Raw genomic sequence first — 25,993 nt, 5'->3', positions numbered from 1 at the left:
TTTTTTATAATGAAATATTCAATATACGTTAAAGTTTTAATATTCATTTTAGTTTTTGCGATTATAAGTTCTGGATTAATATTTTTTTCTTTAAACCAAAGCAGAACTGAATTAATTAATATTGTTTTTCAAGAAGCTACAGAGAAAGAAATAGATGAGGCAATTCAAGAGATATGGATTCGCGATATTATAACGCTTTTTGGCATATTGATATTTTTTGTTATATCATTGCTTTTTATATTAAATAGATTTTTAAAGCCGTTAAAAGAAATTATTTTCGCATGCCAAGAAATAAGAAAAGGCAATTTGAATGTTAAGATTCCTGTTTTTGCTGGCACAGAAATTGGTGAATTATCAGAGACCTTTAATGCGACCATAAAAAGTTTGAGACGTTTCAATGTTTATTTAAACGAAGCAAGATTAAAAACAGAAGAAGAAAAGAACAAAACATTGGATATTATTAATAATTTCAGCGATGGCTTGCTGGTTTTTAATAAAGAAAGATGCCTTGCTTTAATAAATCCCCAGGCTAAAGAATTTTTAAATGTTGAAAGCGAAGAAGTTGTTAATAAACATATTTCAGAGATTCATAAGTTTGGGGATTTTGGGAAATTAATAGATCTTTTAGGAGAAGAAAAGAAAGAGATGTTTAGAGAGGAACTGATTATTCGTAAAAATCTGGTTTTAGAGGTTTCTGCTATTTTTATCATGCGTGGAAGAGAAAGGACAGGCAGATTGGTTAGCTTGCATAATATTACTCGGGAAAAAATGATTGAGAACATGAAGACAGAATTTGTAAGCATTTCTGCGCATCAATTGAGAACGCCTTTATCAGCAATTAAGTGGACATTAAGAATGCTGCTGGACGGTGATTTAGGCGCAGTTACTGAAAAGCAAAAAGAATTTTTAGAAAAAACATATAAGAGCAACGAAAGGATGATCACTTTGATTAATGATCTTTTAAACGTGACTAGAATTGAAGAGGGAAGATATATTTTTAAGGTTTTTCTTTTTGATATTCAAGAAATATGCCAAACAGTGGCTGATTCTTTTCGAGAAATGGCGAAACAGAGGAATATTAAGCTTGTTTTTCAGCAACCAGACGAGAAACTTCCTAAGGTTAAATTAGATAAGGAGAAGATAACATTAGCTATTCAGAATCTTGTTGAAAATGCCCTTAAGTATACTCCTTGCAATGGAGAAGTGACAATTTCTTTAAAAAGTGCTAATATGAAAGCAGAGCTTTGTGTAAAAGATACGGGCATAGGAATCCCTAAAGACCAGTTAGATAGAGTATTCTCCAAGTTTTTTAGAGGAGCTAATGTGTTGAAAATAAATACAGAAGGCACTGGGCTTGGCCTTTATATCGCTAGAAATATTGTTGAAGCTCACAAAGGTCGAATTTGGTTTCAATCCAAAGAAGGACAAGGATCCACTTTTTGTTTTAGTTTACCCTATTAAATGCTGCTTCGCAGCAATTTTACCGAAGGCAAAATTATTTAACAGGGAGAACCAATATGAAAAAAATATTAATTATAGAAGATGAAGAAGTTCTTCTTAGCTTGCTTCAAAAGAAATTAATTGAAGAAGGGTATGATGTTTCCATTGCTGTTAATGGTGAGCAAGGTCTTGAGATAATGAGAAAGGTAATGCCTGACATTGTTTTACTTGATATTGTTATGCCAAAAAAAGACGGCTTTGAAGTTATGGAAGAAATGCACAGTGATGAGGATTTAAAGAATATTCCAATAGTTATAATTTCTAATTCAGGGCAAGAGGTAGAATTAGACAGGGCAAAAGAATTAGGCGCAAGAGATTGGCTTATAAAGACTGAGTTTGACCCCATGGAAGTAGTTGAAAAAGTAAAAAAACAAATCGGCTGATAATTCACATAACACATAATAATTATATGGCTAAAAAAATTTTAATTGTAGAAGATGATAAATTTTTAAGAGAATTGATCGTTAAAAAATTAATTGACGATGGTTATGAAGCGCCGGCGGCGATTGACGGTGAGGAAGGTGTGAAAAAAATCAAAGAAGAAAAACCTGATTTAGTTTTGCTTGATTTGATTCTGCCAGGTATTGACGGCTTTGAAGTTTTATCAAGGATAAAAAAGGATTCGGAATTATCCCAAATACCAGTGATTATTTTATCCAATTTAGGGCAAAAGGAAGATATAGAAAAAGGCTTGCAATTAGGAGCAATTGATTTTTTAATCAAGGCCCATTTCACCCCTAATGAAATTATTGAGAAGGTGAAGAAGGTGCTGGAGTAGAAATGAGCTATTCAAGAGTTAAGAAAAAAAGTCCTGAAAAGGACTTTTATTTCTCTTATGATTATTTTTCTTTATGGTTCAGATACATACAGGTCGCGCCAAAAGCTGACAGAGATAATTGAACATTACAAAAAAATCCACAAGAGCGGATTAAGTTTAAAGTTTTTGGATATGAAAGAACAAGATTTTGAGGATTTTGAAAATGATTTTCAAATAAGGCCAATGTTGAAAGAAAAAAAGTTGATTGTTTTAAAAAACGCTTTTACGAAGCAAAACTTCAAAGAAAAATTTTCTAAAAATATAAAGAAAATTAAAGAATTAAAAGATATTATTTTATTTTACGAGGAGAAAGAAATCCACAAGAATAATAGTTTATTTAATCTACTTAAAAAAGAGGCTCGCTTTCAGGAATTTAAATTATTAGATGGTTTAGAATTAAAAGACTGGGCAAAAAAAGAATTTAACAGTGTAAAAATAGAATCAAAAGCATTAGAATTGCTTGTTGATTATGTTGGCCAGGATTTATGGCGGATGTCAAATGAAATAAATAAGCTTATAAATTATAAAAACAAGGAAGCCGTTGTAATTGAGGATATTAATCTCTTAGTAAAGCCGAAAATTCAGACCGACATTTTCAAAACAATTGATGCTATTGCTTCAAAAGATAAGAAAACAGCTCTTTTTTTACTTCATAAGCATTTAGATAAAGGCGATTCGCCATTATATCTTTTTTCAATGATTGTTTTCCAATTTAGAAACATACTTGCGGTAAAGAGCTTTATTCCAGAAAAGCAGTCTTTTTATGGTTTGCCTAAAATTCCAGGCATTCATCCATATGTTGCGAGAAAAAGTTTTTTTCAAGCGAAGAAATTTAAATTAGAAGAATTAAAAAAAATCTACCGGAAACTTTTTAAGGCAGATTTTGACATTAAAACTGGAAAAATAGAACCCATTACTGCTATTGATTTGCTGATTGCTGGGATTTAAGGCTACGAAAACCAAATTTTTTAAATTGCTTATCCCTACCCTCGCTTCGCTCGGGCGCACGCCCACACCTACAATTTAAAAAATTGGTTTTCTTCGCTTAAACATAATTTAGAAATTAGAAGTTATCATTTTAGTGATTCTTGATTTTCTTCTTGAAGCAGTATTTTTTTTGATTACTCCTTTCTTAGCAGCTTTATCTAAGATTTTGTATATTTGAGGCAGAAGTTCTTTTGCCTCTTTTGCTTTTTTTTCTTTAACTAAAGCTCTGGCCTTTTTAATAAGGTCTTTTATTTTATTTTTGTAAATCAGATTTTTTTTCCTACGTTTAATGTTTTGGCGTATTGCCTTTTTTACTGATTTAGTTATAGCCATATTCGCTATCGCTCAAATTAAAAACTTTTTAATTTACTTTATGGTAGCATGTTTTTATTTTTTATCAATAGCTGTTATAATAAAACAATGATTAGCTGCCTCCAAGGGAGAATTATTTTGAAAAAAGAAAAGTTTATAATTTTGAACGTCAATAATATTGGTTATAGGATTTTTCTTTCTAAAAAAACTCTTAACAGCATATCAAAAGAAGTTGACTTAATCAAGCTTTTCTCTTTTCTCTATGTAAGGGAAAATATTTTGGACTTATATGGTTTTTTAAGCTGGGAAGAGCGCGAATTATTTGAGTTTTTAATTGGTATTTCCGGAGTGGGTCCAAAAGCGGCTTTAGAGATTTCTTCATTAGGTCCTTTGGATAAATTAAAGCGAGCAATTCAAGAAGGTAATGGAGCAATATTTGAAGGAATTTTAGGCATTGGCAGAAAAAAAGCCAAAAAAATTCTTTTGGAGCTTTCCGGCAAGATAAAAGAGGATGAATTTTTAAACAAGAAACAAGAAAGAGCGACAGAAGATCCGGCTTTTGGAGCATTAGTTAATTTGGGATTTTCTAAGGCAGCAGTAAAAGACGCATTATCTAAAATTCCTAAAGAGATAGAAAATACTGAGGAAAAAGTGAAAGAAATCCTGAAAATAATAGGGAAATAAATTAAAAATTATTTTAGTATTGTGCCTAATTATTTCTATACAGCTAAATCATTAGAAGGAGAGGTTCATTCTGGAACAGCTGAAGCCAAAGACGAGCGTGTATTGGCTCGTGATTTGCGCAGCCAAGGTTATATTTTGGTTAAAGCAGAGGAAAAAGGCAAAGTAAAAAAAGGAAAAATGGATATTTCCATTCCCTTTTTAGGAGTGAGCGCGAAAGAGAAATTATTTTTTACCAGAAACCTGCGCATTATGATTGCTACAGGCATGTCTTTACCGCGCGCATTGGATATTTTAGCTGCTGTTTCTGAAAATAAGAAATTTAAAGATGCTTTATTAAAAATAAAAGGCGAGATAATAAAAGGCAAGACCTTTTCAGAATCTTTGGAAGTATTTCCTGATATATTTTCCGAACTTTTTTGCAATATGGTAAAAGCGGGAGAAGAATCAGGCACATTAGAGGATGTTTTAAAATCCCTTACTCGCCAGATAGAAAGGAGTGTTGAATTGAAGTCAAAAATAATAGGAGCATTGATTTATCCAGCAGTAATTCTTTGCGCTATGATTGGAATTGGAATGTTAATGCTTGTTATTGTTGTGCCGAGCTTAGCAGCTGTTTTTGAAGATTTAGAAATTGAGCTTCCAATTACTACAAGATGCGTTATTTTTCTTGGCACATTTATGGTTGAAAAGTGGTATTTGTTTATTTCAGCTCTTATTGCTTTTGCTTTTCTTTTTCGCATGGCTTTGAAAAGCAAGAAAGGAAAGAAAAAACTTGATGGTTTACTGTTGAAAATTCCAGTTATTTCTTCTTTAATCCAAAAGACAAATACTGCTTTTACGTCCAGAACCTTGAGCTCTTTAATTTCTGCTGGTATTCCTATTGTTCGCGGTTTGGAAATTACTGCTAATTCATTAAGTAATTTTTATTACAAACAAGCTTTAAACGAAGCGGCTAAAAAAGTAGCAAAAGGAGAAAAACTGTCTGATATTTTAATGTCTTACACAGATATTTATCCTTTAACTATTATTGAGATGGTTAAAGTAGGAGAAGAGACTGGCGAGACATCAGATATTTTAGCAAAAATGGCTGATTTCTATGAAGAAGAAGTTTCTAACGCGACTAAAAACCTATCTTCTATTATAGAGCCAGTTTTAATGCTCATTATTGGAGGCGCAGTCGGCTTTTTCGCTGTATCTATGATTCAGCCAATGTATTCAATGGTGGGATCAATGTAATGAAATTTTCAAAATCATTCACTTTAATAGAGGTTTTGGTTATTATAGCTGTTATTATTATTTTAATTGGCATAACAGCGAGTGTTTATTCTTCTTTTCGTTCCCATAGCGAATTAAACACAAGTTCAGAGGAAATTCTTAGCGTTTTAAGATTATCACAGTCAAAAACATTGAGTTCAGAAGGAGCTTCTGAATATGGAGTTCACCTTGAACAAGATAAAATAGTTTTGTTTAAAGGAGATGTTTATGACGCATTGGATCCCAATAATGAAATGCATGATTTTTCTTCGCGCGTAGAAATTTCAAACATATCTCTTAATGGAGGCGGAACGGAAATAATTTTTGATAGGATTAGCGGTTTTACTTCTGAATTCGGCACTGTTAAACTTGAGCTGAAAAAAGATCCTAATCAGTTTAGAATTATAGAAATAGCTGCGTCAGGACAAGCAAGTATTCAAGGAACCGCTGTTCCTCTTTCAATTCCCTCGCCCCGAGTAACTGATTCCCGTCATATTCATTTTGTTTATGATGGAAATATAATAGATACAACGGATGGAATAATAATTTTAAGTTTTAGCGAGGGGGCTGTTATTGAAAATATAAAAATTAGTGATTTTATGATAGGAGGGCAATTTGATTGGGAGGGAACAGTCACAGTGGGGACTGATGATCAAAAAATTCGTATTCATACTCATTGGCTGAATGATCCTATTCTGTATACCCAATTTTGTATTCATCGCGATAGGAGATATAATAATAAAAGCTTGACCATCAGTATTAGCGGAGAAGCAGGTACTTTGATTAGCTATACTGCAGATGGAACAGTGGCAAAAGGCAGCTCTGTTTTTGCAAGCGATCCTCAACTACAATAATGTTTTATCAAAAATCTTTTAGCGTAATAGAATTAATGATTGCCATTTTTATTTTGGTAGTGGCTATTATTGGTTTTTATCAAGCTGCTGTTTTCTCTTTTACAATTTTAGAACAAACAAAAAATGAAATGAAAGCAGGTTATTTGGCAGAAGAATACATAGAAGCAGTTAGAAGCGTTAGAAACCAAGTTGATTGGGACGATCCAGCTGATGGAAAAACTGGTCTTGGGGAAATAAATACTGCCAATACTTATTATTTGACTATTTCTGGAGCAAGCTGGGAAATGACGACTATTAACCCTGGTCTTGTTGATAACCGCTTTAGCCGAAAAATTACTTTTGAACCTATTTCTCGAGATCCTGTTACAGGCGATATTGAGGACGTCTACAATGCTCTTAATAAAGATGCTCATTCTCTTAAGATAAACGCAAAAATCAGCTGGCTGGAAAAAGGCGAGACAAAAGATTTAACATTAGTAACTCTTATTACTAATTTTTAATATGAAAAATGGCTTTACATTTATTGAAGTTTTAGTTTATTCAGCTATTTTAGCCGTGGTTACTGGAGCTATTGTTGCAGCTATGCTCGGCTTGATTGAATTTTATAATATCAGTCGTTTTAATAGAGCAGTTTTAAATAATGCTCATTCTGGTTTAAATACAATTCTTTTAGAAGTAAAGCATGCTTCCAGTATTTATACTCCTACAAGCAATGTGAATCAGCTTAGCTTAGAAACTAATCTAAATCCTCCTTCTGGAGAAATAAATACTTATGTTGATTTTTATTTAGACAATGGAATATTATGCGTGAAAAGGGAAGGAGCAGATGCGCAGCCATTAACTTCTGAAAAAGTAGAGATTACTGCCTTAACTTTTAATTATTTAATTGACTCAGTAAAAACTGACATCACTGTCCGTTATCGTTCTCCCAAGGTAAAATATCAGAGAGAAATAACCTTGAGTTCAAGCTCAAGTTTAAGATAAATGAAATACGTATTTCAAGCTCAATCTAAAGATAAATCTCAAAATAAAGGATTTGCTGCTTTAATAACAGCCATTATTGTATTGTCTGTTTCTTTGCTCATTGCTTTGGCTTTTGGAACTTTAGCTTTAAATGAAATAAAGACAACTAAGAACTTTACTAAATCTTTAAAAAGTTATTATTTAGCTGAGGCAGGAATAGAAGATATACTTTTAAGAAATAACAAAGGCATAGAACTGCCGGCTGTTAATCCTAGCACTTTAAGTTTTGGAGAGGGAACAGCTATACGCGATATTGGGGATATTATTGCTGGAACAAGAGAAATTATTTCCCAAGCGGATGTTGACGATAGAATCAGAAAAGTAAGGGTTGTTATAACTATTTCTAGTGTCAGCGTTGCTTTCCATTATGGCGCTCAAGTCGGCGATGGAGGTATGGAAATGCAAAGCAATAGCAGAATTAAGGGTAATGTTTTCTCAAACGGAGATGTTGTCAATTTAAGCGGAGCATTTGGAGCAAATTCTAATATAACTGATGATATTATAGTGGCTAATAAAGGTAAAAAAATTAAATGGTTGTGGGTTGAAAAAGATGCTACAGTTCATACTTGTAAAGATTGTAAGATTGGAGGAACTTTGACTTTCGTTTCTGGAACAGGAACAGGGGTTCCAGGAGATGACGGAACAAGCACGGGTTGTGTTGCCGCCTTAGCAACTAAAACTCGGCCGAGTCAGATAGATCCTCTTCCTTTGCCAATTTCTGATGCGCAAATTAGTGTATGGAAGACTGAAGCGGAAGTTAATGTTTTTGATGGAAATTATACAATTAGCGGAGGAGAAACTGAATCTCTTGGTCCTATAAAAATTACTGGCAATTTAGAGATAAAAAATAATGCTACATTAATAATGACTGGAACGATTTATGTAATTCAAGATATTATAATTAATAACAATGCTGTTATGAAACTGGATGCTGGATATGGCTCAACCAGTGGAGTGATTATTGCTGACGGGCTTATTGATGTTAAAAACGGCGGCAGTATCCAAGGTTCAGGAGCAGGGGGAAGCTATGCTATGCTTCTTTCCACCAATTCTTCTTTAGATCCTGCTAATCCAGCTATTAATGTAGACAACAATTCCGCAGGAGCAGTTTTTTATACATCTGACGGCTTAATCTGTTTACGCAATAATATGAAAATTAGAGAAGCTACTGGATACAAGCTTTATCTTGGTAATAATGCTGAAATTGAATATGAAGTAGGCCTTCAAGATGCTAGCTTTTCCAGCGGGCCGTCAGGCTCCTGGAAAATAGCTGAATGGAAGGAAATAGAATAAACATATGAAAATATTAGATTATTTAAATTTAAATCCAGAGGCATTTGGCATAGACATATCTGATTTGTCTATAAGGATTGTAAAACTTAAGAAAAAGGGCCGAGGCGAGCCCACGGCGGGACAAGGCCTGTCTTTAGCTTCTTTTGGACAAACATCTATAAAATCAGGCATTATAAAAGAAGGAAGAATTAGGAATGAACTTGCATTAGTAAAGGCTATTCAAAAAGCAGTTAGTAATATAAAAGGCGAAAAATTGAAAACAAGGTACGTTACGGCTTCTTTTCCGGAAAAAAATGCTTTTTTGCAAGTAATTAAAATGCCAAAAATGGAAAGAGAAGAAATGGAAAGCGCTATCCGTTTTGAAGTAGAAAATTATATCCCTATGCCTATTCATAAAGTCTATCTTGATTTTCAAATTATTCCTTCCGGAAACAAGAAACAGAATTATTTTAAGGTCTTGCTTGCTGCTATGCCTAAAGATATAGTAGATCCTTATGTTTCCTGCTTTAAAAAAGCCGGGCTAAAAATTAAGGCGTTGGAAGTTGATTCAATTTCTATTGTTAGAGCATTGCTTAAAAATAAAAAAAGTTTAAACACCGTTCTTTTGATAGATTTAGGAGCGGCTAAAACTTCTTTTATAATGTTCAGCGATAACTCTTTAAGATTTACTGCTTCTATTCCTATTTCTAGCCAGAAGTTTACTGAAGTAATTTCCCGGGCGCTAGAAGTTGATATTAAAAGAGCAGAAAAGTTAAAGACCAAATACGGGTTAAAAAATCCGGAAACAATTCATTTGAAAGGTAAAAAAAATAAAGCAGGGTTTAAGAAAGAAATTATATGCCAAGAAAGAATTTTTGAGGCATTAATCCCGATTCTCACTGATTTGGTTGAGCAAACTAAATCTTATATTGATTATTATAAATCGCATAGCAAGAATAAAGAGCCGGAAAAAATTATTCTTTGCGGCGGAGGGGCAAATTTAAAGGGCATTTCTAAGTTTCTTTCTCTTGAATTAAAAATTTTAGTCCAGCCGGGAAACCCTTGGATTAATATTTCAAAAGAAATAGAAATGCCGTTAGAAAAATCACTTGAATATACTACAGCCATAGGATTAGCTCTCCGCGGCATAACCGAAAACATATAAACATACTAACATATAAACAAATGCTTAAATGTTAGAATGCTTAAATGTTAAAATGATTTGTGATTAACTTACTTCCGCCGGAATATAAAAAGGAATTATCAAAAGAGGAACAGTTCAAAATCGTTCTTAATTTAGGAATTTTTGTTTTACTTTTTCTATTTTGTTTCAGTTTGATTTTGCTTTCTATAGAAATTTACGTTTCTGGCCAGCTTGAAATAAAAAAACAATTTATTGAACAATCTCAAAAGGAAATGAAGTTTTCAGAGATTGAAGATTTAGAACAGAAAATAAAATTTGTTAATGAAAATGTTTCTAAATTAGCTCTTTTTTACGAAAATCAAACCTCTATTATTAAAATTTCAGAAGAGATTTCAAATATCCTTCCAGATGGAATATATTTGAATAATATTTCTATAAATACCAGTAAAGAAAAAGATTATAGATTTTTAGTTTCTCTTTCTGGTTTTTCTCCAAGCCGCGAGCTTCTGCTTGAATTAGAAAGCAATATTAAGAAAAAACAAGAATTTTTTAAAGATTCAAGTTTCCCTCAATCTACTTGGACAAAGCCGGTTGATATAGATTTTTCTCTTAATTTTAAAATATGACGGATTTTAATAAAAAAATTTATATATCTTTGGGTTTATTTACCACAGCAGCTTTAGTTTTTGCTTTCCTTGTTATTTATCCGCTTTTAACTCAAATTAGAGAAAATTCTTCTAACTTTGTGCTTCAAAAAAACAGCTTTGCCGAACTTCAAGAAAGAGAAGCAAATTTCAAGAAATTAAAATTTTTTTATCAAACCTATAAACAGGATTTGAAAAGAATTGATGCTTTATTTATTAATTCAAGCGATCCTGTTGAATTTACCGCTTTTATGGAATTTTTAGAAAATAATGCTAAAGATTGCGGTCTTCCAATTGAAATATTAAATCTTCCAGTTAAGAAAGCAGAATTAGATGCATGGAATTTTAATAATTCCCAGCTATCTCTTGAGGGTTCATTTTCTAATATTTTAAAATTTTTGGAAAAGCTGGAAAACGCTCCTTATTTAATTGAAATCTCTAACTTAAATATAAAGAAAGATTCTGCTGATTTAAATAAAAACGCTCAAGCTAATTTAACAATAAAGGCCTATACGAAATAAGCTAACTAAGCTGATTATGGCTTGTGCTTAACCTGGTTGAGCACAAGCTCAAATGATACATGAAGAGAATAAAAACAGATAAACTGGAAAAATTTTTGAAAAAATTGCCGAGAAACTTAGCAAAAAACGCTTTTCGTTCTTTTATGATTTTAGTTTGTCTTGCTTTGATTTTTGGTTGTGTTTTATTCTATAAATATAGTGTTTTGGCTGAAAAAAAACAGCCAGAGGTTTTAAAAAAGCCGATTGAATTCAAAGAAAATATTTTCAAAAATATTTTAGAAAAATGGGATGAACGAGAAGTAAAATTTAATGCAGCTGATGCAAAAAAGTATCCTGATTTATTAAGAGAGGAAGTTTCTCTTTTAGAAGAGGAGGAAGAGAATTTGACCGAATGATAATTTTGTTTTATAATATAATAATCTGCCCTCGTAGCTTAATTGGATAAAGCAGGACCCTTCTAAGGTCAAGAGTGGATGTTCGAGTCCTCCCGAGGGCATATGATAAATGGCGAACGTAGTGTAGTGGTTAGCACTAGATCCTGTGGAGATCTAAGGGGGAGTTCGAATCTCCTCGTTCGCCCACAAAAAAACTTGACAAATTTTTTAGAATCCATATACTTTATAATAGAGATTAAAATTAAATACGAAATGCGTTTGTACAGAGGAATAGTAAGAAATATAATATAAGCTAAAGCGAGCTTGGGGTAGTGAAAGCCAAGCGCTAAAAAATTTCTAAACACGCCTCTGGAGCAGCTCGGCAAGAAAATCCTAAGAAGATACAAGCTGAGACGGTGTCACTCATCGTTAACTTAATCAAGTGTCCTGCTACCTTTTAAGGTGTTAGGAAACGAGGATGGGACCGCGGGAATTTTATATTAAAACTCTCGTTCCTCTGGGAAAAATCTATAATGATTTTTCTTATCTTGTAAGAGGAACGGGAGTTTTTTGTTTTATGGTGGATGTAGCTCAATTGGTTTAGAGTACTAGCTTGTGGAGCTAGGGATGCGGGATCGTTCCCCGTCGTCCACCCAAAAATATGGAAAAAATTGAACCAAAAATTTTAAAAGGATTTCGTGATTTTTCACCTGAACAAATGATTATTCGCCAAAAGGTTTTTGATATTGTAAAAAATGTTTTTGAATCTTATGGCTTTGTCCCGATTGAAACACCAAGCTTGGAATACTCTGAGATATTACTAAGTAAATTAGGAAGTGAAGCAAATAAATTAGTTTATCGTTTCAAAGATCAAGGCAGTCGCGATGTAGCTTTACGGTATGACCTTACTGTTCCTTTGTCGCGATTTGTTGCCCAGTATCTCAATATTCCAAAACCATTTAAACGCTACCAAATCCAGCCGGTTTGGAGAGCAGACAAACCAAAAAAGGGCCGTTATAGAGAATTTACTCAATGTGATATTGACACTATTGGCAGTAAATCATCTTTGGCTGATGCTGAAATTATCGCAATTATTTATACGGTTCTGCGAAAAATTGGTTTTGAAAAATTTATAATCCGCATTAATAGCCGCCAAATTCTATTTTCTATTATGAAAAACGCTGGTGTATCTCAAGACAAAATTCTTTCAGCCATACAATCTATTGATAAATTAGACAAAATTTCTTTTGAGCAAGTTAAACAAGAATTGATAGAAAAAAATATTGAAACGCAAACAGCTGAAAAAATTTTTCAGCTTATTAAAAAAGCAAAACCGGATTTGTTTCTTCAACAGGTATTATTACTTGTAAAAAAATTAAGCGTGCCAGAAAATTTTCTCAAATTTGATCCATTTTTAGCAAGAGGACTGGATTATTATACAGGACCTATTTATGAAGCAGTTGTTGAAAAGCCAAAAATTGGTTCAATTGCCGGCGGCGGAAGATATGATAAACTAATCGGAATGTTCGCGGAAAAAGACATTCCTGCGTGCGGCACAACAATAGGAATTGACAGAATAGTTGATGCTATACAAGAATTAAATCTTTGGCCTGAAATTTCTTCAACAAACACTAAAATTTTAATTACCATAATTGATAAATCTTTTTTAGACCAGTGTATAAAAATTTCTCAAGCATTGCGTTCCGAAAATATTAATAATGAAATTTATCTTGATTTTGAAACCAGTTTGGAAAAACAACTAAGATATGCGAATAAAAAAGAAATTCCTTTTGTCATAATTATTGGTCCGGAAGAAGCAATAAAAAATCAAATAACTCTTAGAAATATGAAAACCGGAGAACAAATTAAAGTAAAAGAAAAAGAGTTATTAGAAAAATTAAAAGAGATAATAAAATAATGAATTTTATAAATTTAAAACAATTAAATAAAGTAGTAGATTCTCATCATCATAACTTTTTCTTTCTCAGGAAAGGGTTGTGTTGATATTTTAAAAATTATCAAAATAGCCCCTTCCTGAGAAGGAAGGGGTTTTCGTTTTTAGACAAACGAAAATTCATGGTTCGTTGAGAATAAAAAATAGGAGGTGAAAAGAAGAAAATGGATACCAAAATTAAGATAGAAAGTGAATGTAAAAGAAAGGATTGTATACACTGGACTCTACATATACCATTTGGTTTATGCAAAGGCACATGCACAAAAAATGAAATAGAACTAAAAGTAATCGGAAATTACTTTGTATGCAAAAACTTTGAAGAGAAGCCGAATACAATAAAAAAGGAAAAACAACCTTTTGAGCACTTGTTGTAGAGCATGGAGAAGGTACGTCAAAAACTAAAAACATAGGGGCATTTTTATACCCCTTCTTTTTTTGAAGAAATAAATTAATAAATAATTGAAATTATAAATTACATGAGAAAAAAAATGAATTTAGAAAACCTGCCGATGATATTTCCTAAGTAAATTCTACGAGAATCGTTCTTATAGAGTTTTTGATTAAATGTTTCCAGCCAGGTTTACAACTTTTGATTTTTAATCTTTACTAAAGTTGTAAACTAAAAACCTCTCGCATTTGTGAGGGGCTTTGACTATTGTTTAGCTAAGCTAAGCAATAGTTCGGTAATAAATATTTAAATGTTTCAGTAAACTCACGATCGTGAGTTTACTTTTTTTCTTCCAATTTTACTTTTGCTAATATTTCTTTTTTGTCCCGCAGGATTTTTAATTCAACCTCTTCTCCTATTTTATGTTTCTGTAAAATAGCCGATAATGGATTATCAGTAGTGATTTTTTTATTATTGCATTCCAAAATAATATCAAATTCTTTTAAACCTGCTTTTCCAGCTGCAGAGTTTTGAATTACTGCTGATTCGCCTAATGCTTCTCTAACAATCAAAGCTCCATAACCAACTGGCAGCTTGTTTTTTTCTGATAAATCTTTATTCAAGAGAATATATCTTACTCCTAAAAAAGGCCTTTTGATTTTTCCGTATTTTTTTACTTCTTCCAAATCCTTTTTAGCGTAGTTTATGGGGATAGCAAAGCCGATATTCTGGGCCATAGCGACCATCGCAGTATTAACGCCGATAACATTGCCATTAATATTTACTAATGGTCCGCCAGAATTGCCTGGATTGATAGCGGCATCGGTTTGGATAAGCCCGCGCAAGCTCTCTGCTTGCTGGGCAATATTATTAAAAGCAGTAATAGTCCTGCTTAAGCCGGAAACAACCCCAGTGCTTACAGTGTCATGGAATTCCCCCAAAGCATTGCCAATAGCAATAACGGTTTCACCGAGCTCAATCTGGTTTGAATTGCCTAATTTTAAAAAAGGCAGGTTTTTAGCTTCAATTTTCAAAATAGCAATGTCGTTTAAAGAGTCGCGAGCTAAAATTTTAGCAGGGTATTTTTTTTCCGGCTCTAAAACAATAGTATATTCGGCTTGAGGATCGCCAACCACATGCTGGGAAGTAAGAATTATGCCGTCAGGAGAAATAATAAAGCCGGAACCGCCTCCGATTTTTGTTTTTTCTTTTTTATTCTTTTCTATTTTAGGAACAACAAAATTCTGTCCGCCAAAAGGGAGCATGTAAAAACCATCTATTTTAGGAAGGTCTTTTGAGATAACAATAGTAATAACAGCTGGGCAGGCTTTTTTTACTATTTTAATAATTGGTGATTTTTCCATTCATTTATTTTACCATAAAACACAATTGTCAGCAAGAAAAAGATATGCTATTCTTTAAATGACGCCCTTGTAGTTTAATGGATAGAATTGGGGTTTCCTAAACCTCTGATACAGGTTCGACTCCTGTCAAGGGCACAGTAATATGAACAAACTTTATTATAATCTTTTTGGAAAACATAATAGGAAGGTGCCTTTTGTTGTTTTGGTTTATTTTTTTGCCACTTTTGTTATTGTAAGAATATTAGTTTATGCCTGGACTTATGGGTATATCCCAGAGCTGTCTTTAATGATAAAAGGCATAGAAGTCCATCATTTTAATATTGGCATTTTTACTTTAGCTGTTGTCGGCTATTTGCTTCTGGTAAGCGAAAAAGAAGAACATCGCTTGAAAATAGCTAAAATTTACGGCATTGGATTAGCTTTAGCTTTTGACGAGTTCGGAATGTGGCTTCATTTAGATGATAATTATTGGCTTAGGCACAGTCTTGATGCGGTAGTGGTTATTTCAGTGGTTCTTTTTAATATTATTTACCTGAATCATATCTGGAGAAAAGTTATTGAACAGCATATTATTCTAGGAAGGAAAATTTTATCAGCATTTCGCAAGGATGTTGAAAAGAAAAGCAAAAAAATTTTAGATAGAAAAAAATAAGGGCCCATAGTTTAGTGGTAAAATATCGCAATGGCATTGCGATGTCGCGAGTTCGACTCTCGCTGGGTCCACCACTTCGCTCCTCGGTTACGCCTCGGAGCTACGTGGTGCAAACACGAGCATAATAAACATTAATCTATAATTACAAAAAGCGAAGTGGTGGTGTTTGCTGGACGAAATCCGAACTCATTTTGAGAAAAATCCGCAAGCGGATTTTTGAACCCCGACCCAGCGTTTTCACTCGCCTGACGGCGAGCAAAACAGAAAAATTTTCTCTACATTTTTTTAATAGCCCCTCGCAAAATTTTTTTCAATTAAGGAAAAGAAAATTTTTCTGTTTTGATATTCTGCTAACGCAGAATTGCGGAAACGCTCCCAACCCCAGTCCCGTTTTGAGGGACAGCAGGCGGGCAAAAATTCATTTCCCCCACATCCCTTTTTCTTTTTGCTTACTAAGCTTATTCACTTTCTGATTTAGAGTTTTATTGCTTCTGATTTTTCCCGTTTTAATCATAACGGACTTTTAATGTTTTTGAGTTTTGGATTTGTTACCTGAGTATAAATTTGAGTTGTTCTGATATTCTGATGCCCTAAAAGTTCCTGCACATACCTGACATCAACACCATTTTCTAATAAATGTGTTGCAAAGCTGTGTCTTAACGAATGGAATGTAGCGTCTTTTTTTATACCCGTTCCTCGGAGTGCGTTTTCAAAAACTTTTTGGGCTGTCCGCTCGGTTAATTTTCCGCCCCGTTCGCTTTCAAAAAGATAATCGTCCGAATTTTTTCTGGCTATTAAACCTTGAATATCTCTTCTAATTTTTTCCGGGAAAATAGTGATTCTGTCCTTTTTGCCTTTGGCGTTTTTAAGATGGATAGTTAATTCTTCTAAATCGACATCTTTTACTTTTAGACTAATAACTTCACTGATTCTCAAGCCGGCGCCATAAGCTAAAGAGATTATTAATTTATGCTTTGGATTTTTGATTGACTCAATGATGTTTTCAATTTCTTCTCTTGATAGAACAATCGGTAGTTTTTTACTTCGCTTGGCGAATTTCAAATTTATCTTTTCGGGAATTTTCAATACTTCGCGGTAAAAAAATTTTATTGCATTTAAGTAAAGATTTATCGTTTGTGAAGAATAATTTTTGTCTTGTTTATTTAATAAAAACTGCTTTATATTTTCCTCGTCTATTTTTTCTAAATTAAATTTTTTAAAATCAAAATATTCTTTTAAACAACCGAGATAGGCCTTTATGGTTTTGAAACTATAATTTCTTAATTTTAATTCCCGCCTTGTTTGTTCCAAATATTTTTGTTGCATAATTTTATAAAAATTAGTAAACTAAAGTTAGTTAAGTAATTATTAGTAATTTCATTAATAATTATACATTAAGTTCGTATAATATGCAACAAAAGGTCGATATTATACATTCAATTCGTATAGAAACGAGTTAAATGAAATATTACTCGCCGCCGAGCATATAAACTCATAAGATTAATAAATAAGTCTAACAATAAAATTATGAGGAAAACTATTATGAATTCAAAAACAAAAATCTTTATTGGAATTTTGATTATGGTAATTGTTTTAGTTGGAGGATTGTGGATTTGGAATAGTCAACAACTAGATCAAGTTGAGGAATGGAAAGAATTTGAAGCAGATAAAAACATATCCAAGACGGATGCTTACAATCTGGTCATATCAGAGCTTTTGAATGGAAGTACCGAAGGGAAATGGGTATATGTAGGTCCCAAACCAGTGAAAGCTGGCACAACCATAGAAAGTTGGCACAGTTCAATTGAACTCCCACAGAAGGAGGGTTGGTTCTTCTTCGTTGATGACGCTCCATGGGCCAACTGGGCACACCCATGCAGATACGTATTTGTGGACTTCACAGGTAAAATAACAGTTCATGAAGCTACCACACCTCCTAACAACATAATGGAACTCGAGAAGATGAAATAGATTTTAACTCGGCGGCTGCGTCATACTTCACTTAACAAGTGCTAAAAGATTTCACTCCCTGCGGTCGTTCCATCCAAATTGTTGCTACGCAACAACTTCTTTTAGCACTATATGTTATACGCAATTCAAAAAATATTTTTCTAAAAGACAAAAGAATGACGGGCTTTCTAAAAAGGGAAATAAATTTGATTTTTTCTGAAACAAAAGAGGGGGATAATTTGTGTTTTCTCCACTCCGTTACGAAAACAACTTATAAATTGAAAAGAAAAACAAAACTTATATAATAACGATATTTATATTTAATAAAGAGGTAAAGATTATGGAAAAAATGAGCAAAACAAAAGTAGGACTTATCATTGGTATTATTTTTGGTATAGTTGATATAATCCCTATGATGCTTATGAAAATGACTTGGGACACATTAGTATCAGCATTTTTGATGTGTGTTATCGGCGGTTTTCTCATATCAACATCAAACCTAAAATTGAATAATACTTTAAAAGGAACGCTAATTTTCTTTTTAATAGCCTTTCCAATGATGATTGTAGTAGTTGCTGGCAGTCCCCAAGAACTAGTTCCAATGCTGGTTACAAATCTTATTATCGGAAGTTTGATGGGTTATTTTATTGGTCGCTTTGGAGAAAAGTAATTATGGAAAAACTATACGAAAAAGGATTGGAGAATTATCCAAAATCATCAGTAATTTTAACCAACACGCTGTTGTTATTATGGTTTGGATTAGCGGCGTACGGAATGTCGGCATTTAAATTTGCAGGATTCCCTATTATTTCCATACTCTATTTGTCATTTGCATTAGTAATGTTGGGAATTGTCCTAAGAAAACATCTTTGCACACATTGCTATTATTATGGTAAATTATGCGGAAGTGGCTGGAGCAAATTAAGTTCATGCCAGTTTAAACAAAAATCAGGAGATTACAAACTCGGAATGAAATTAGCAGGCATGACTTGGGGATTATTAACACTCATTCCAATTATTGTTATTCCAATTGCTATATTTTTGAATAGAGAATTTTTAATTTCTGGTGGAATCTCTCTATTGGGTTTTATTGTGATTATGATAATAAACCAATTCGGAAGAAAGAAAGGATGCTCTCAATGCAAAATGAGATCTCTCTGTAAGGCAAGTGCTTCTAAGTGATTACTATGACTGCCAAAATAATTAAAATTAATGCAAAGAGTATATTTACAAAAACGAAAACTCCTAGTGCAAAGTATGTAATAAACCAATATATTGGCTGTGAATATGCTTGTACTTATTGCTACGCAAAATTTATGTGCCGGTGGAAAAATCACGGGAAATGGGGTGATTGGGTAGAAGCGAAAATCAATGCTCCTGAACTCGCAAAAAAAATTGTTAATGGAAAAGTCATTATGTCTTCTGTCTCCGACCCTTATCAGCCAGCAGAAAAAGAATTGCAGTTGACACGCCGTATTTTGCAAAGCATGGACAAACGCACAGAACTTTCAATATTAACAAAATCAGATTTAATAACAAGGGACATTGATTTATTAAAACAATTCAAAAAAATAGAAGTCGGTTTGACAATTAATACTTTTGAAGGAAATACAAAAGATTTATTTGAACCGCATTCTCCCAGTAATGAAGAAAGAATAAAGGCGTTGAAAACTCTAAAAAATAATAGGATTAAAACTTTTTGTTTTATATCCCCAGTAATTCCTGAATTAATCAATATCAAATTATTGATTTCAAAAACAAAAAATTTTGCAGATTACTACATTGTTGAAATGATGAATTTAAAAGCCGCTGGTGGAGAATTTAAAAAGATACTTAGAGAAAACTACCTGAGAAATTATCAAATACTGGTGGATGAAACGCAGTTTAATGAATTTATTGATAAGACAAAAAAAATATTATTGGACTCAAATGTTAGTGTTCCGCAATTTGTAGTTCATTATCCAAAGTTTGAAGTTGTTAATCTTGATAAACATCAATAATATAATGATATGGTTGACCATAAAAAATGAAATTCACCCCTAACCCCTCTTCCATTTTTAAAATAGGAAAAAATCAAATTTATAAGAAATAAACGAAAGCCTATTTGATGGATAAGAACGAAAAATATTTTTTGAACTCAAGCCACGCTGCGCTCTCCTCCCTTCAGTCGTCGGGGCGTACAACAAGAGGATATACGGTTCGGGGCTCGGCTCGCCCCTCACCCAAATTTTTCTTCCACTTCGTTCCAGAAAAACTTCGTATATCCCAGATGTTAGATGCAATAAATTTTCTTAACGGGATTTTGCTCGGGAAAAGTTTTATTAATAAAGATTTTCAATAGGATTAATTATGAAAAAAATCATATTTGCAATTGGTTTGATTTTAGGAATTATTGGTATATTCATGGTTTTGGATACAATGTCAAAGCCGCAAATTACAGAAGATCAAGCGGGTATTGGCGCATTAGGAATGGTATTTATTGTTGCTGGCTTTACAATTCTGTTTATCAGTATGTTAATGAGTAAACCACCAGAAGGTAATCTTAAAAAATTGTATAAGTGGGACTTATATCGTGGTCTGATTGGGGTTCCAATCTGGTTTTTTGTGATTTTAACATCATGGGGGGCTATAGACGCTTTAAGTACATCTTCATTGACACCTGAAATGGCATTAGAGCATCCCGGATTATTCCCCGCCTTTACACTGTGGTTTGGCTCATATATTTTAGGGGACCTGATGGGATTAGAAGAATTCGTTTTTATATTAACTTCAATTCGGATACCCGTTATTTTTATGCTGCTGAACATATTGTTAGCATTACATTTTGATATAAAAAACAACTGGTTAGGACGAGCAACATTATTTAGCATTGCTATGATACCGTTTATCTATATGTGGCTTGAGACATTTCTTTTGGTACCACCAGTATATGGTTTATTAGATGGAACGATTGACTATGTCATATTCTTTGGATTTAATCCATTGATAATTTTTATAGAAATAGTTTCCCAAATTGTTTTAAATGTAAGCGTTATCTATGCCGGTATGTTGTTGTACAGGGAGAGAAGATTCGCAAAATCCCTAAAAATTTACAACATCTAACACCAGATATACGGCTTCACTTCGTTACGCTCAAATCCCTTCGGGACTTCGTATATCTGGGATACGTTATCGGAAATGGCGAGGCTTTTGAAAATATTTATTAACTTTAATACAATTAAATTATGACTATGGAAAAGAAAATTAAAATTGGAATAGTTTGTTTAGTAATTGGAATTGTTGTAGTTGGTGGATTGTGGCTTTGGAGCAGTCAACCAACTCAACAGGTAAAGGTAGATTGTAGTAATATTTACTTTGAAATGGGTGCCGGCGATGAGGCAGGTCCTCCAGCCAACGCAGAAGAACAAAAAAGATTGTGTGAAAATAGATTAAAGGATTTTATCCAAGTGATGTGCTCTAAGGAGATTGGAAAAGACTCTGTTTGGTATGATGAATGGCAAAGATATAAAAATATTAATCTTATTGATCGCGATTGTAAATTTATTAAAGCTTCTTCTGTAAAAGAAAGGAAATCAGGCAATTTTGTTTTTGGATATGACTGGACATGTTATTTTGATTGTTGTAGCCAAAAGACAAAAGTCATAGATAATGAAAAATATTGTGAAAAAGATTCAGATTGTGTATTTTTGGATTTTATTAGATGTTGTCCACCTCCAGACCCATGTAAAAGAGAATCACCAAATGTTGTGAATAAAGAGAGTAAAGAAAAAATCGAACAGGAGATGAAAGCAAAGTGCCCGCCAACTTGCCCTTATTACTCACCACCACAATGTTCTCACTGCCTAAATTTAGAGAAATTCACACCTATTTGCGTTGATAACAAATGCACGGTAAAAAGAGAAATTAACTGTGAAGAGTATTGTAAAGCAATAGCCAAAAACGAATCAGAACCCTGTCCATGGATTTCAAATTCAGATTTAATTACAGAGGAAAACAGTAAACAATGTGGATGCAAGGCAAAACCATCTATAATTGAATGTGACCTAGAAGATATTAGAGACAGCAAAAAATTTGAAAGTCTAGTTGTAATGCAAGCCATGCAAAAAAATATCACAGACGAAATGAAACTTTTCTTATATTTTGATCATGAACTCAATAATGATGAAATTCAAGAAATAGAACAACTTAGGGTTACTATCTATAAGGATTCTTGGATACCTCCAATGGAAAATCATCCATTAGGTTTCTATTCAGCTAAATCTAAAGTAGAAGACCTTTGTAGACTTGTTAATTTAGATTTAGTAAAGAGAGTCGCATCAGGGGAAAGACTTTTATATCCTACAACTGAGTGAAGAGAAAAAAACTTTTAATGACAAAAATTAAAGCCCCGCAACTCTTCGCCACTTCGTGGCTCGGTCTCAGCTTGCCAAGACTCCGATAACAGAGGATAAAAGACTCCGCTTTGCTCCGTCCAAATTCTGCCTCGCAGAATTTCTTTTATCCTCGATTCGTTATAGAGAAAAATCAGGAGCAATAAAATTCTAAATCAGAGAGTGAATAAGCAAGCTGGCAAAAATTCATTTTCCCTACACCCCTTTTTCTTTTTGCCCGCCTGTTCTTTGACTCTGTCCTGAAAATTTTTTTGGCTGGCGTCGGGGCAAATCGAAAAAGATAAATTTGCTGCTTTACATTACTAAAATAATTTAGTATCATTATATTAGTTAATGAGAAAAAATATACTATATCTAATATCTAACATCTACTATAATAGTATTAAATTATTAGTCAAATGTCAACAAGAAGATTATCCACAATAGCGAAAAATATCAAGCATTATAGAAAGAAACTTGAGATTTCTCAAGATAAGCTTTCTAAGTTTGCTGATGTCGCTTATAATACTATTGTAAAAATTGAATCTGGTGAAAATCCAAATCCCACTATTGAAACTTTAACGAAAATCGCTAAAGCATTAAAGGTTGATATTGGCGATTTAATAAAATGAAATTCCTAACCTCGCTTTAGAAAAATCTAATAAATAAAAAAATCTATAAACTTATGAGGGAGAGATAATATGATTATTATAATTACGAAAATTGAGATAAAAGGCAAAACTCCAGAACAGATATATAACTGGATTCTCGATTTGGATGATGAGAAATATAAGAAGTGGCACCCCGCCCATAAAGCATGGAAGACTATTAAACGAACACCCAATGAAATGGGAAGTATTGTCTATTTAGATGAACAATTTAACCACTTCAGATTAAAACTTACTGGAAAACTTGTAAAGGTTGAACCAAATAGATTTTTGCTTTATAAATGGAAATCGCTTATTTCTGGTTATTTTTCGTTAGCTTTCGAATCTACGAACACAGGCGCGAAAGTAATTCATAAAATAGAGGTTGGATACAAAGGATTATTCGGTAAAATAATCGATTTGCTTTTGAAAAAATTTTATCTTACAAAAGCATTTGAAGAGGCGCTTGAAAAACACGCAAAAGAGGAGTTTAAAAATCTAGAAATGTTAATATGAAAACTCTAATTATTTACATATCAATACATAATGGTAATACAGAAAAAATTGCTAAAGAAATGGCTAAAATCTTTAATGCAGAATTATTGAGACCCAATAAGATTGAGGTGAATACTCTTTCCAAATACGACCTCATTGGGTTTGGCTCAGGAATTTATTTTTTTAAACAGCATAAAGCATTACTTGCTCTTGTTGATAATCTACCTATAATGAAAAACAAAAAGGCATTTATTTTTTCAACAAGAGGTATAGGTCCTGTATGGTTTTATCATCGGCCACTTTTTAAAAAATTGTTAGAAAAGGGGTTTGATATTGTAGGGAAGTTTTCTTGTAGAGGGTTTGATACATATCTTTTTGATAGATACATTCCATTTTTGAAATTTACTGGTGGACTAAACAAAGGCAGACCTAATAAAAAAGATTTAGAAGATGCGAGAAATTTTGCAATAAATCTGAAAAAAGATATGATTGAACGGCTGGGTTTGTAACCTTATGTTTGCTCTCTCTTAATATATCCCCGACGCCAGCCAAAAAAATTTTCAGGACAGAGTCAAAGAACAGGCGGGCAAAAAGAAAAAGGGGTGTAGGGAAAATGAATTTTTGCCAGCTTGCCAGTCCCGCAAAGCGGGACTATGGGGTGGGAAAGCGTTTCCGCAATTCTGCGTTAGTAGAATATCAAAACAGAAAAATTTTCTTTTCCTTAATTGAAAAAAATTTGGGGCAGGCGATTAAAAAATGTTTAGAAAATTTTTCTGTTTTGCTCGCCGTAGCGAAGCAAAGGCGGGCGGAAACGCTGGGCGGGATTCAATCCGCAAAATCCTCTGGATTTTGCTCAAAGAAAGTTCGGATTTCGTCCAACAAACACCACCAAATAGTTGACAAAGTTATTAGATTTGCTATTATAAAAACAGTCCGTTCTTTTCAACGGACTTTTCTAAAAATTTTTTATGTTTGAAATTAAATCATTTACATCAGCTGTAACACAGATTGCTGAAGAAAAAGGCATCCCTCAAGAAAAAGTGATTGAGGTTATTGAGCAGGCATTGGCTGCTGCCTATAAAAAGGATTATGGTAAAAAAGGGCAGATTATTAAAGCTAAGCTTTCTCCAAAAACAGGGAGTGTAAAATTTTGGCAGATAAAGATGGTTGTTTCAGAGGATATGATTTATTCTGAAGATGAACTGGAGGAGTTAAAGGAATCCGCCTCTGCTGAAGCTTCGGCGGACAAGGAGGAAAAAATCCGTTTTAATCCAGAAAAGCATATTATATTTGAAGAAGCGAAAAAGATAGAGCCGAAGATAAAAGTTGGGGATGAATTAGAGCTATCTTTAGAAACACAGGATGATTATGGCCGAATTGCGGCGCAGACAGCCAAGCAGGTAATTTTACAAAAGATTAAAGAAGTAGAAAGAGAGTCAATTCTTCAGGAGTTTGAATCAAAAATAGGAGAAATAATTTCTGGATTAGTCCAGAGAATTGAGCAAAGAGCAGTTTTCTTTGATATTGGCAAGACAGTTGGCATTTTGCCAAGAGAGGAGCAGATTTTAGGGGAATTTTACCGTCTTAACCAGAGGTTTCGGCTTTATGTTTTAAATGTGGAGCTCACGCCTAAAGGACCGCAGATTATTTTGTCCAGGGCTTATCCCAAAATGGTTTCAAAACTTTTTGAGTTGGAGGTGCCAGAGATTTCAACTGATCAGGTTTTCATAAAGTCAATTGCAAGAGAAGCTGGGTCCCGTTCAAAAATTGCTGTTAGTTCTGACGCAGAAGGCATGGATCCTATTGGCGCTATGGTTGGCCAAAGAGGAACAAGGGTTACAGCAGTGATTAATGAATTAGGCGGAGAAAAGATTGATATTATTGAATATTCTGATGCCCCTGAAAAATATATTGCGAATTCTTTGTCTCCAGCCAAAGTTTTAGAGGTTAAGATTATGCCGAAAAACAAGGCATTGGTTTTGGTGCCGGAAGATCAGCTTTCTTTAGCTATTGGCAAAAATGGCCAAAATGTCCGTTTAGCAGCCAAATTAACTGGCTGGAAAATAGATGTTAGAAGCCCGGAAGAAGGAAAACCCGTCCCGCCACGCGGGACTACGGCGGACAAGGAAGAAAAAAAAGAGAAAAAGACAAAAGAGAAAAAAACATCTAATAAATCTAAATAGTAAAATTTAAATACTATGAATTTGATTCCAACTGTCATTGAGAAAACTAAATATGGAGAGCGGGCATTTGATATTTATTCTAGATTATTAAAAGAGAGAATTATTTTTTTAGCAGGACCGATTACTGATTCAGTGGCTAATTCAGTTATTGCCCAGATGCTTTTTTTGGCTTCGCAGGAGCCGAAAAAAGATATCCAGCTTTATATCAACACTCCTGGCGGAGTAGTAACTTCCGGCTTGGCAATTTATGATACAATGCAGTATGTTAAGTCGCCTATTTCCACGGTTTGCATCGGCATAGCTGCTTCAATGGGCGCTATTCTTTTAGCCGCTGGCGCTAAAGGGAAAAGATTTGCCCTGCCTAATTCTGAAATTTTACTTCATCAGGTTGCCGGTGGAGGCATAAGCGGGGCGGCAGTAGAAATTGAAATTACCGCAAAACAGATTATTAAAATAAAAGAAAAGCTAAATAAAATTTTAGCTAAACATACAAACCAGCCATTGAGCAGAATTGAAAAGGATACTGACAGAGATTTTTATTTATCAGCCCAGGACGCAAAGGAATACGGCATCATTGACCAGGTGATTTTTAAAAAAGCATAAA

32 protein-coding genes and 5 tRNA genes are annotated in these 25,993 nt (G+C 33.4%); 34 read left to right on the top strand and 3 right to left on the bottom strand.

Going from position 1 to position 25,993, the window contains the following annotated elements:
• The first annotated feature begins 9 nt into the window (after window positions 1-9).
• Genes KAT95_02885 through holA form a run of 4 tightly spaced genes read left to right on the top strand, consistent with a single transcriptional unit; the run spans window position 10 to window position 3,265 of the window.
• Window positions 10-1,461: a HAMP domain-containing protein gene (locus tag KAT95_02885; protein ID MCK4520786.1), complete on the top strand. Its 1,452-nt coding sequence runs from the start codon at window positions 10-12 to the stop codon at window positions 1,459-1,461.
• A gap of 56 nt (window positions 1,462-1,517) precedes the next feature.
• The gene (locus tag KAT95_02880) at window positions 1,518-1,883 is read left to right on the top strand and encodes a response regulator (protein MCK4520785.1); all 366 of its coding nucleotides are present in this window, start codon (window positions 1,518-1,520) and stop codon (window positions 1,881-1,883) included.
• Window positions 1,884-1,909: 26 nt separating this feature from the next.
• Window positions 1,910-2,278: a response regulator gene (locus tag KAT95_02875; protein ID MCK4520784.1), complete on the top strand. Its 369-nt coding sequence runs from the start codon at window positions 1,910-1,912 to the stop codon at window positions 2,276-2,278.
• Window positions 2,279-2,335: 57 nt separating this feature from the next.
• Entirely contained in the window at window positions 2,336-3,265 is a 930-nt protein-coding gene (gene holA, locus KAT95_02870) for a DNA polymerase III subunit delta (GenBank protein ID MCK4520783.1), read from the top strand.
• A 108-nt stretch (window positions 3,266-3,373) separates the two neighbouring features.
• On the opposite strand, the gene rpsT is transcribed toward holA, so the two are convergent.
• Window positions 3,374-3,637 (bottom strand): 30S ribosomal protein S20, encoded by a 264-nt coding sequence (rpsT, locus tag KAT95_02865; GenBank protein ID MCK4520782.1) that lies wholly within the window; start codon window positions 3,635-3,637, stop codon window positions 3,374-3,376.
• Window positions 3,638-3,724: 87 nt separating this feature from the next.
• Here rpsT and ruvA point away from each other — a divergent pair, with 87 nt between their 5' ends.
• The 15 genes from ruvA (at window position 3,725) to KAT95_02790 (ending at window position 13,714) form a co-directional block, all read left to right on the top strand.
• The gene (ruvA, locus tag KAT95_02860) at window positions 3,725-4,300 is read left to right on the top strand and encodes a Holliday junction branch migration protein RuvA (protein ID MCK4520781.1); all 576 of its coding nucleotides are present in this window, start codon (window positions 3,725-3,727) and stop codon (window positions 4,298-4,300) included.
• Between the two features lie 21 nt (window positions 4,301-4,321).
• Window positions 4,322-5,536 (top strand): type II secretion system F family protein, encoded by a 1,215-nt coding sequence (locus KAT95_02855; protein MCK4520780.1) that lies wholly within the window; start codon window positions 4,322-4,324, stop codon window positions 5,534-5,536.
• Complete coding sequence (locus tag KAT95_02850) at window positions 5,536-6,408, top strand: hypothetical protein (GenBank protein MCK4520779.1); 873 nt, start codon at window positions 5,536-5,538, stop codon at window positions 6,406-6,408. Before KAT95_02855 ends, KAT95_02850 begins: the two co-directional genes overlap by 1 nt.
• Window positions 6,408-6,908 (top strand): hypothetical protein, encoded by a 501-nt coding sequence (locus KAT95_02845; GenBank protein MCK4520778.1) that lies wholly within the window; start codon window positions 6,408-6,410, stop codon window positions 6,906-6,908. The genes KAT95_02850 and KAT95_02845 overlap by 1 nt, the downstream gene beginning before the upstream one ends.
• A gap of 1 nt (window position 6,909) precedes the next feature.
• On the top strand, window positions 6,910-7,392 hold the full coding sequence (locus KAT95_02840; protein ID MCK4520777.1) for a prepilin-type N-terminal cleavage/methylation domain-containing protein: 483 nt from the start codon (window positions 6,910-6,912) through the stop codon (window positions 7,390-7,392).
• The gene (locus KAT95_02835) at window positions 7,393-8,724 is read left to right on the top strand and encodes a hypothetical protein (protein MCK4520776.1); all 1,332 of its coding nucleotides are present in this window, start codon (window positions 7,393-7,395) and stop codon (window positions 8,722-8,724) included.
• A gap of 4 nt (window positions 8,725-8,728) precedes the next feature.
• Entirely contained in the window at window positions 8,729-9,868 is a 1,140-nt protein-coding gene (gene pilM, locus KAT95_02830; protein ID MCK4520775.1) for a type IV pilus assembly protein PilM, read from the top strand.
• A 59-nt stretch (window positions 9,869-9,927) separates the two neighbouring features.
• A complete protein-coding gene (locus KAT95_02825) occupies window positions 9,928-10,473 on the top strand; it encodes a hypothetical protein (protein MCK4520774.1) in 546 nt (181 codons plus the stop codon).
• Entirely contained in the window at window positions 10,470-11,012 is a 543-nt protein-coding gene (locus KAT95_02820) for a hypothetical protein (protein ID MCK4520773.1), read from the top strand. Before KAT95_02825 ends, KAT95_02820 begins: the two co-directional genes overlap by 4 nt.
• A 59-nt stretch (window positions 11,013-11,071) precedes the next feature.
• Complete coding sequence (locus tag KAT95_02815; GenBank protein ID MCK4520772.1) at window positions 11,072-11,407, top strand: hypothetical protein; 336 nt, start codon at window positions 11,072-11,074, stop codon at window positions 11,405-11,407.
• A 27-nt stretch (window positions 11,408-11,434) separates the two neighbouring features.
• Window positions 11,435-11,508 (top strand) — tRNA-Arg (locus tag KAT95_02810).
• An 11-nt stretch (window positions 11,509-11,519) separates the two neighbouring features.
• Window positions 11,520-11,591, top strand: a tRNA-His gene (locus tag KAT95_02805).
• 375 nt (window positions 11,592-11,966) lie between these two features.
• A tRNA-His gene (locus KAT95_02800) sits at window positions 11,967-12,040 on the top strand.
• Between the two features lie 7 nt (window positions 12,041-12,047).
• Window positions 12,048-13,304 carry a histidine--tRNA ligase gene (gene hisS, locus KAT95_02795; GenBank protein MCK4520771.1) on the top strand — a complete coding sequence of 419 codons (1,257 nt, stop codon included), beginning with the start codon at window positions 12,048-12,050 and terminating at the stop codon, window positions 13,302-13,304.
• 200 nt (window positions 13,305-13,504) lie between these two features.
• Complete coding sequence (locus KAT95_02790; GenBank protein ID MCK4520770.1) at window positions 13,505-13,714, top strand: hypothetical protein; 210 nt, start codon at window positions 13,505-13,507, stop codon at window positions 13,712-13,714.
• 352 nt (window positions 13,715-14,066) lie between these two features.
• On the opposite strand, the gene KAT95_02785 is transcribed toward KAT95_02790, so the two are convergent.
• Entirely contained in the window at window positions 14,067-15,092 is a 1,026-nt protein-coding gene (locus KAT95_02785; protein ID MCK4520769.1) for a trypsin-like peptidase domain-containing protein, read from the bottom strand.
• A gap of 63 nt (window positions 15,093-15,155) precedes the next feature.
• Between KAT95_02785 and KAT95_02780 the strand changes: the two genes are divergently transcribed.
• The 3 genes from KAT95_02780 to KAT95_02770 all read left to right on the top strand — a co-directional run bounded on the left by KAT95_02780 (window position 15,156) and on the right by KAT95_02770 (window position 15,818).
• A tRNA-Arg gene (locus KAT95_02780) sits at window positions 15,156-15,227 on the top strand.
• A gap of 7 nt (window positions 15,228-15,234) precedes the next feature.
• Complete coding sequence (locus tag KAT95_02775) at window positions 15,235-15,744, top strand: hypothetical protein (protein ID MCK4520768.1); 510 nt, start codon at window positions 15,235-15,237, stop codon at window positions 15,742-15,744.
• A tRNA-Ala gene (locus tag KAT95_02770) sits at window positions 15,745-15,818 on the top strand.
• Between the two features lie 436 nt (window positions 15,819-16,254).
• Here the strand turns inward: KAT95_02770 and KAT95_02765 are convergent.
• Entirely contained in the window at window positions 16,255-17,070 is an 816-nt protein-coding gene (locus KAT95_02765) for a tyrosine-type recombinase/integrase (GenBank protein ID MCK4520767.1), read from the bottom strand.
• Window positions 17,071-17,286: 216 nt separating this feature from the next.
• Between KAT95_02765 and KAT95_02760 the strand changes: the two genes are divergently transcribed.
• The 12 genes from KAT95_02760 (at window position 17,287) to KAT95_02705 (ending at window position 25,992) form a co-directional block, all read left to right on the top strand.
• Complete coding sequence (locus KAT95_02760; protein MCK4520766.1) at window positions 17,287-17,715, top strand: hypothetical protein; 429 nt, start codon at window positions 17,287-17,289, stop codon at window positions 17,713-17,715.
• A 328-nt stretch (window positions 17,716-18,043) separates the two neighbouring features.
• Window positions 18,044-18,364 (top strand): hypothetical protein, encoded by a 321-nt coding sequence (locus KAT95_02755; protein MCK4520765.1) that lies wholly within the window; start codon window positions 18,044-18,046, stop codon window positions 18,362-18,364.
• Between the two features lie 2 nt (window positions 18,365-18,366).
• Entirely contained in the window at window positions 18,367-18,876 is a 510-nt protein-coding gene (locus KAT95_02750; GenBank protein MCK4520764.1) for a hypothetical protein, read from the top strand.
• 5 nt (window positions 18,877-18,881) lie between these two features.
• Complete coding sequence (locus KAT95_02745; protein MCK4520763.1) at window positions 18,882-19,694, top strand: radical SAM protein; 813 nt, start codon at window positions 18,882-18,884, stop codon at window positions 19,692-19,694.
• 349 nt (window positions 19,695-20,043) lie between these two features.
• Window positions 20,044-20,796 (top strand): hypothetical protein, encoded by a 753-nt coding sequence (locus KAT95_02740; GenBank protein ID MCK4520762.1) that lies wholly within the window; start codon window positions 20,044-20,046, stop codon window positions 20,794-20,796.
• Between the two features lie 128 nt (window positions 20,797-20,924).
• Entirely contained in the window at window positions 20,925-22,046 is a 1,122-nt protein-coding gene (locus KAT95_02735) for a hypothetical protein (protein ID MCK4520761.1), read from the top strand.
• A 437-nt stretch (window positions 22,047-22,483) separates the two neighbouring features.
• Complete coding sequence (locus tag KAT95_02730) at window positions 22,484-22,696, top strand: helix-turn-helix transcriptional regulator (protein MCK4520760.1); 213 nt, start codon at window positions 22,484-22,486, stop codon at window positions 22,694-22,696.
• 69 nt (window positions 22,697-22,765) lie between these two features.
• Window positions 22,766-23,227 (top strand): SRPBCC family protein, encoded by a 462-nt coding sequence (locus KAT95_02725; protein MCK4520759.1) that lies wholly within the window; start codon window positions 22,766-22,768, stop codon window positions 23,225-23,227.
• Complete coding sequence (locus tag KAT95_02720; protein MCK4520758.1) at window positions 23,224-23,715, top strand: flavodoxin family protein; 492 nt, start codon at window positions 23,224-23,226, stop codon at window positions 23,713-23,715. The genes KAT95_02725 and KAT95_02720 overlap by 4 nt, the downstream gene beginning before the upstream one ends.
• Before the next feature lie 149 nt (window positions 23,716-23,864).
• The gene (locus tag KAT95_02715; protein MCK4520757.1) at window positions 23,865-24,182 is read left to right on the top strand and encodes a hypothetical protein; all 318 of its coding nucleotides are present in this window, start codon (window positions 23,865-23,867) and stop codon (window positions 24,180-24,182) included.
• Complete coding sequence (gene nusA / locus KAT95_02710; protein ID MCK4520756.1) at window positions 24,175-25,389, top strand: transcription termination/antitermination protein NusA; 1,215 nt, start codon at window positions 24,175-24,177, stop codon at window positions 25,387-25,389. The genes KAT95_02715 and nusA overlap by 8 nt, the downstream gene beginning before the upstream one ends.
• Window positions 25,390-25,404: 15 nt before the next feature.
• Window positions 25,405-25,992, top strand: a complete 588-nt coding sequence (locus KAT95_02705; protein ID MCK4520755.1) for an ATP-dependent Clp protease proteolytic subunit — start codon at window positions 25,405-25,407, stop codon at window positions 25,990-25,992.
• Window position 25,993 lies beyond the last annotated feature (1 nt).

The sequence above is a fragment of the Candidatus Parcubacteria bacterium genome (assembly GCA_023131895.1).
Lineage (GTDB): Bacteria > Patescibacteriota > Minisyncoccia > Minisyncoccales > JAGMDC01 > JAGLYZ01.
The sequence above is the reverse complement of the archived record's forward strand: the minus strand, read 5'-3'. Positions and strand labels throughout refer to the sequence as shown.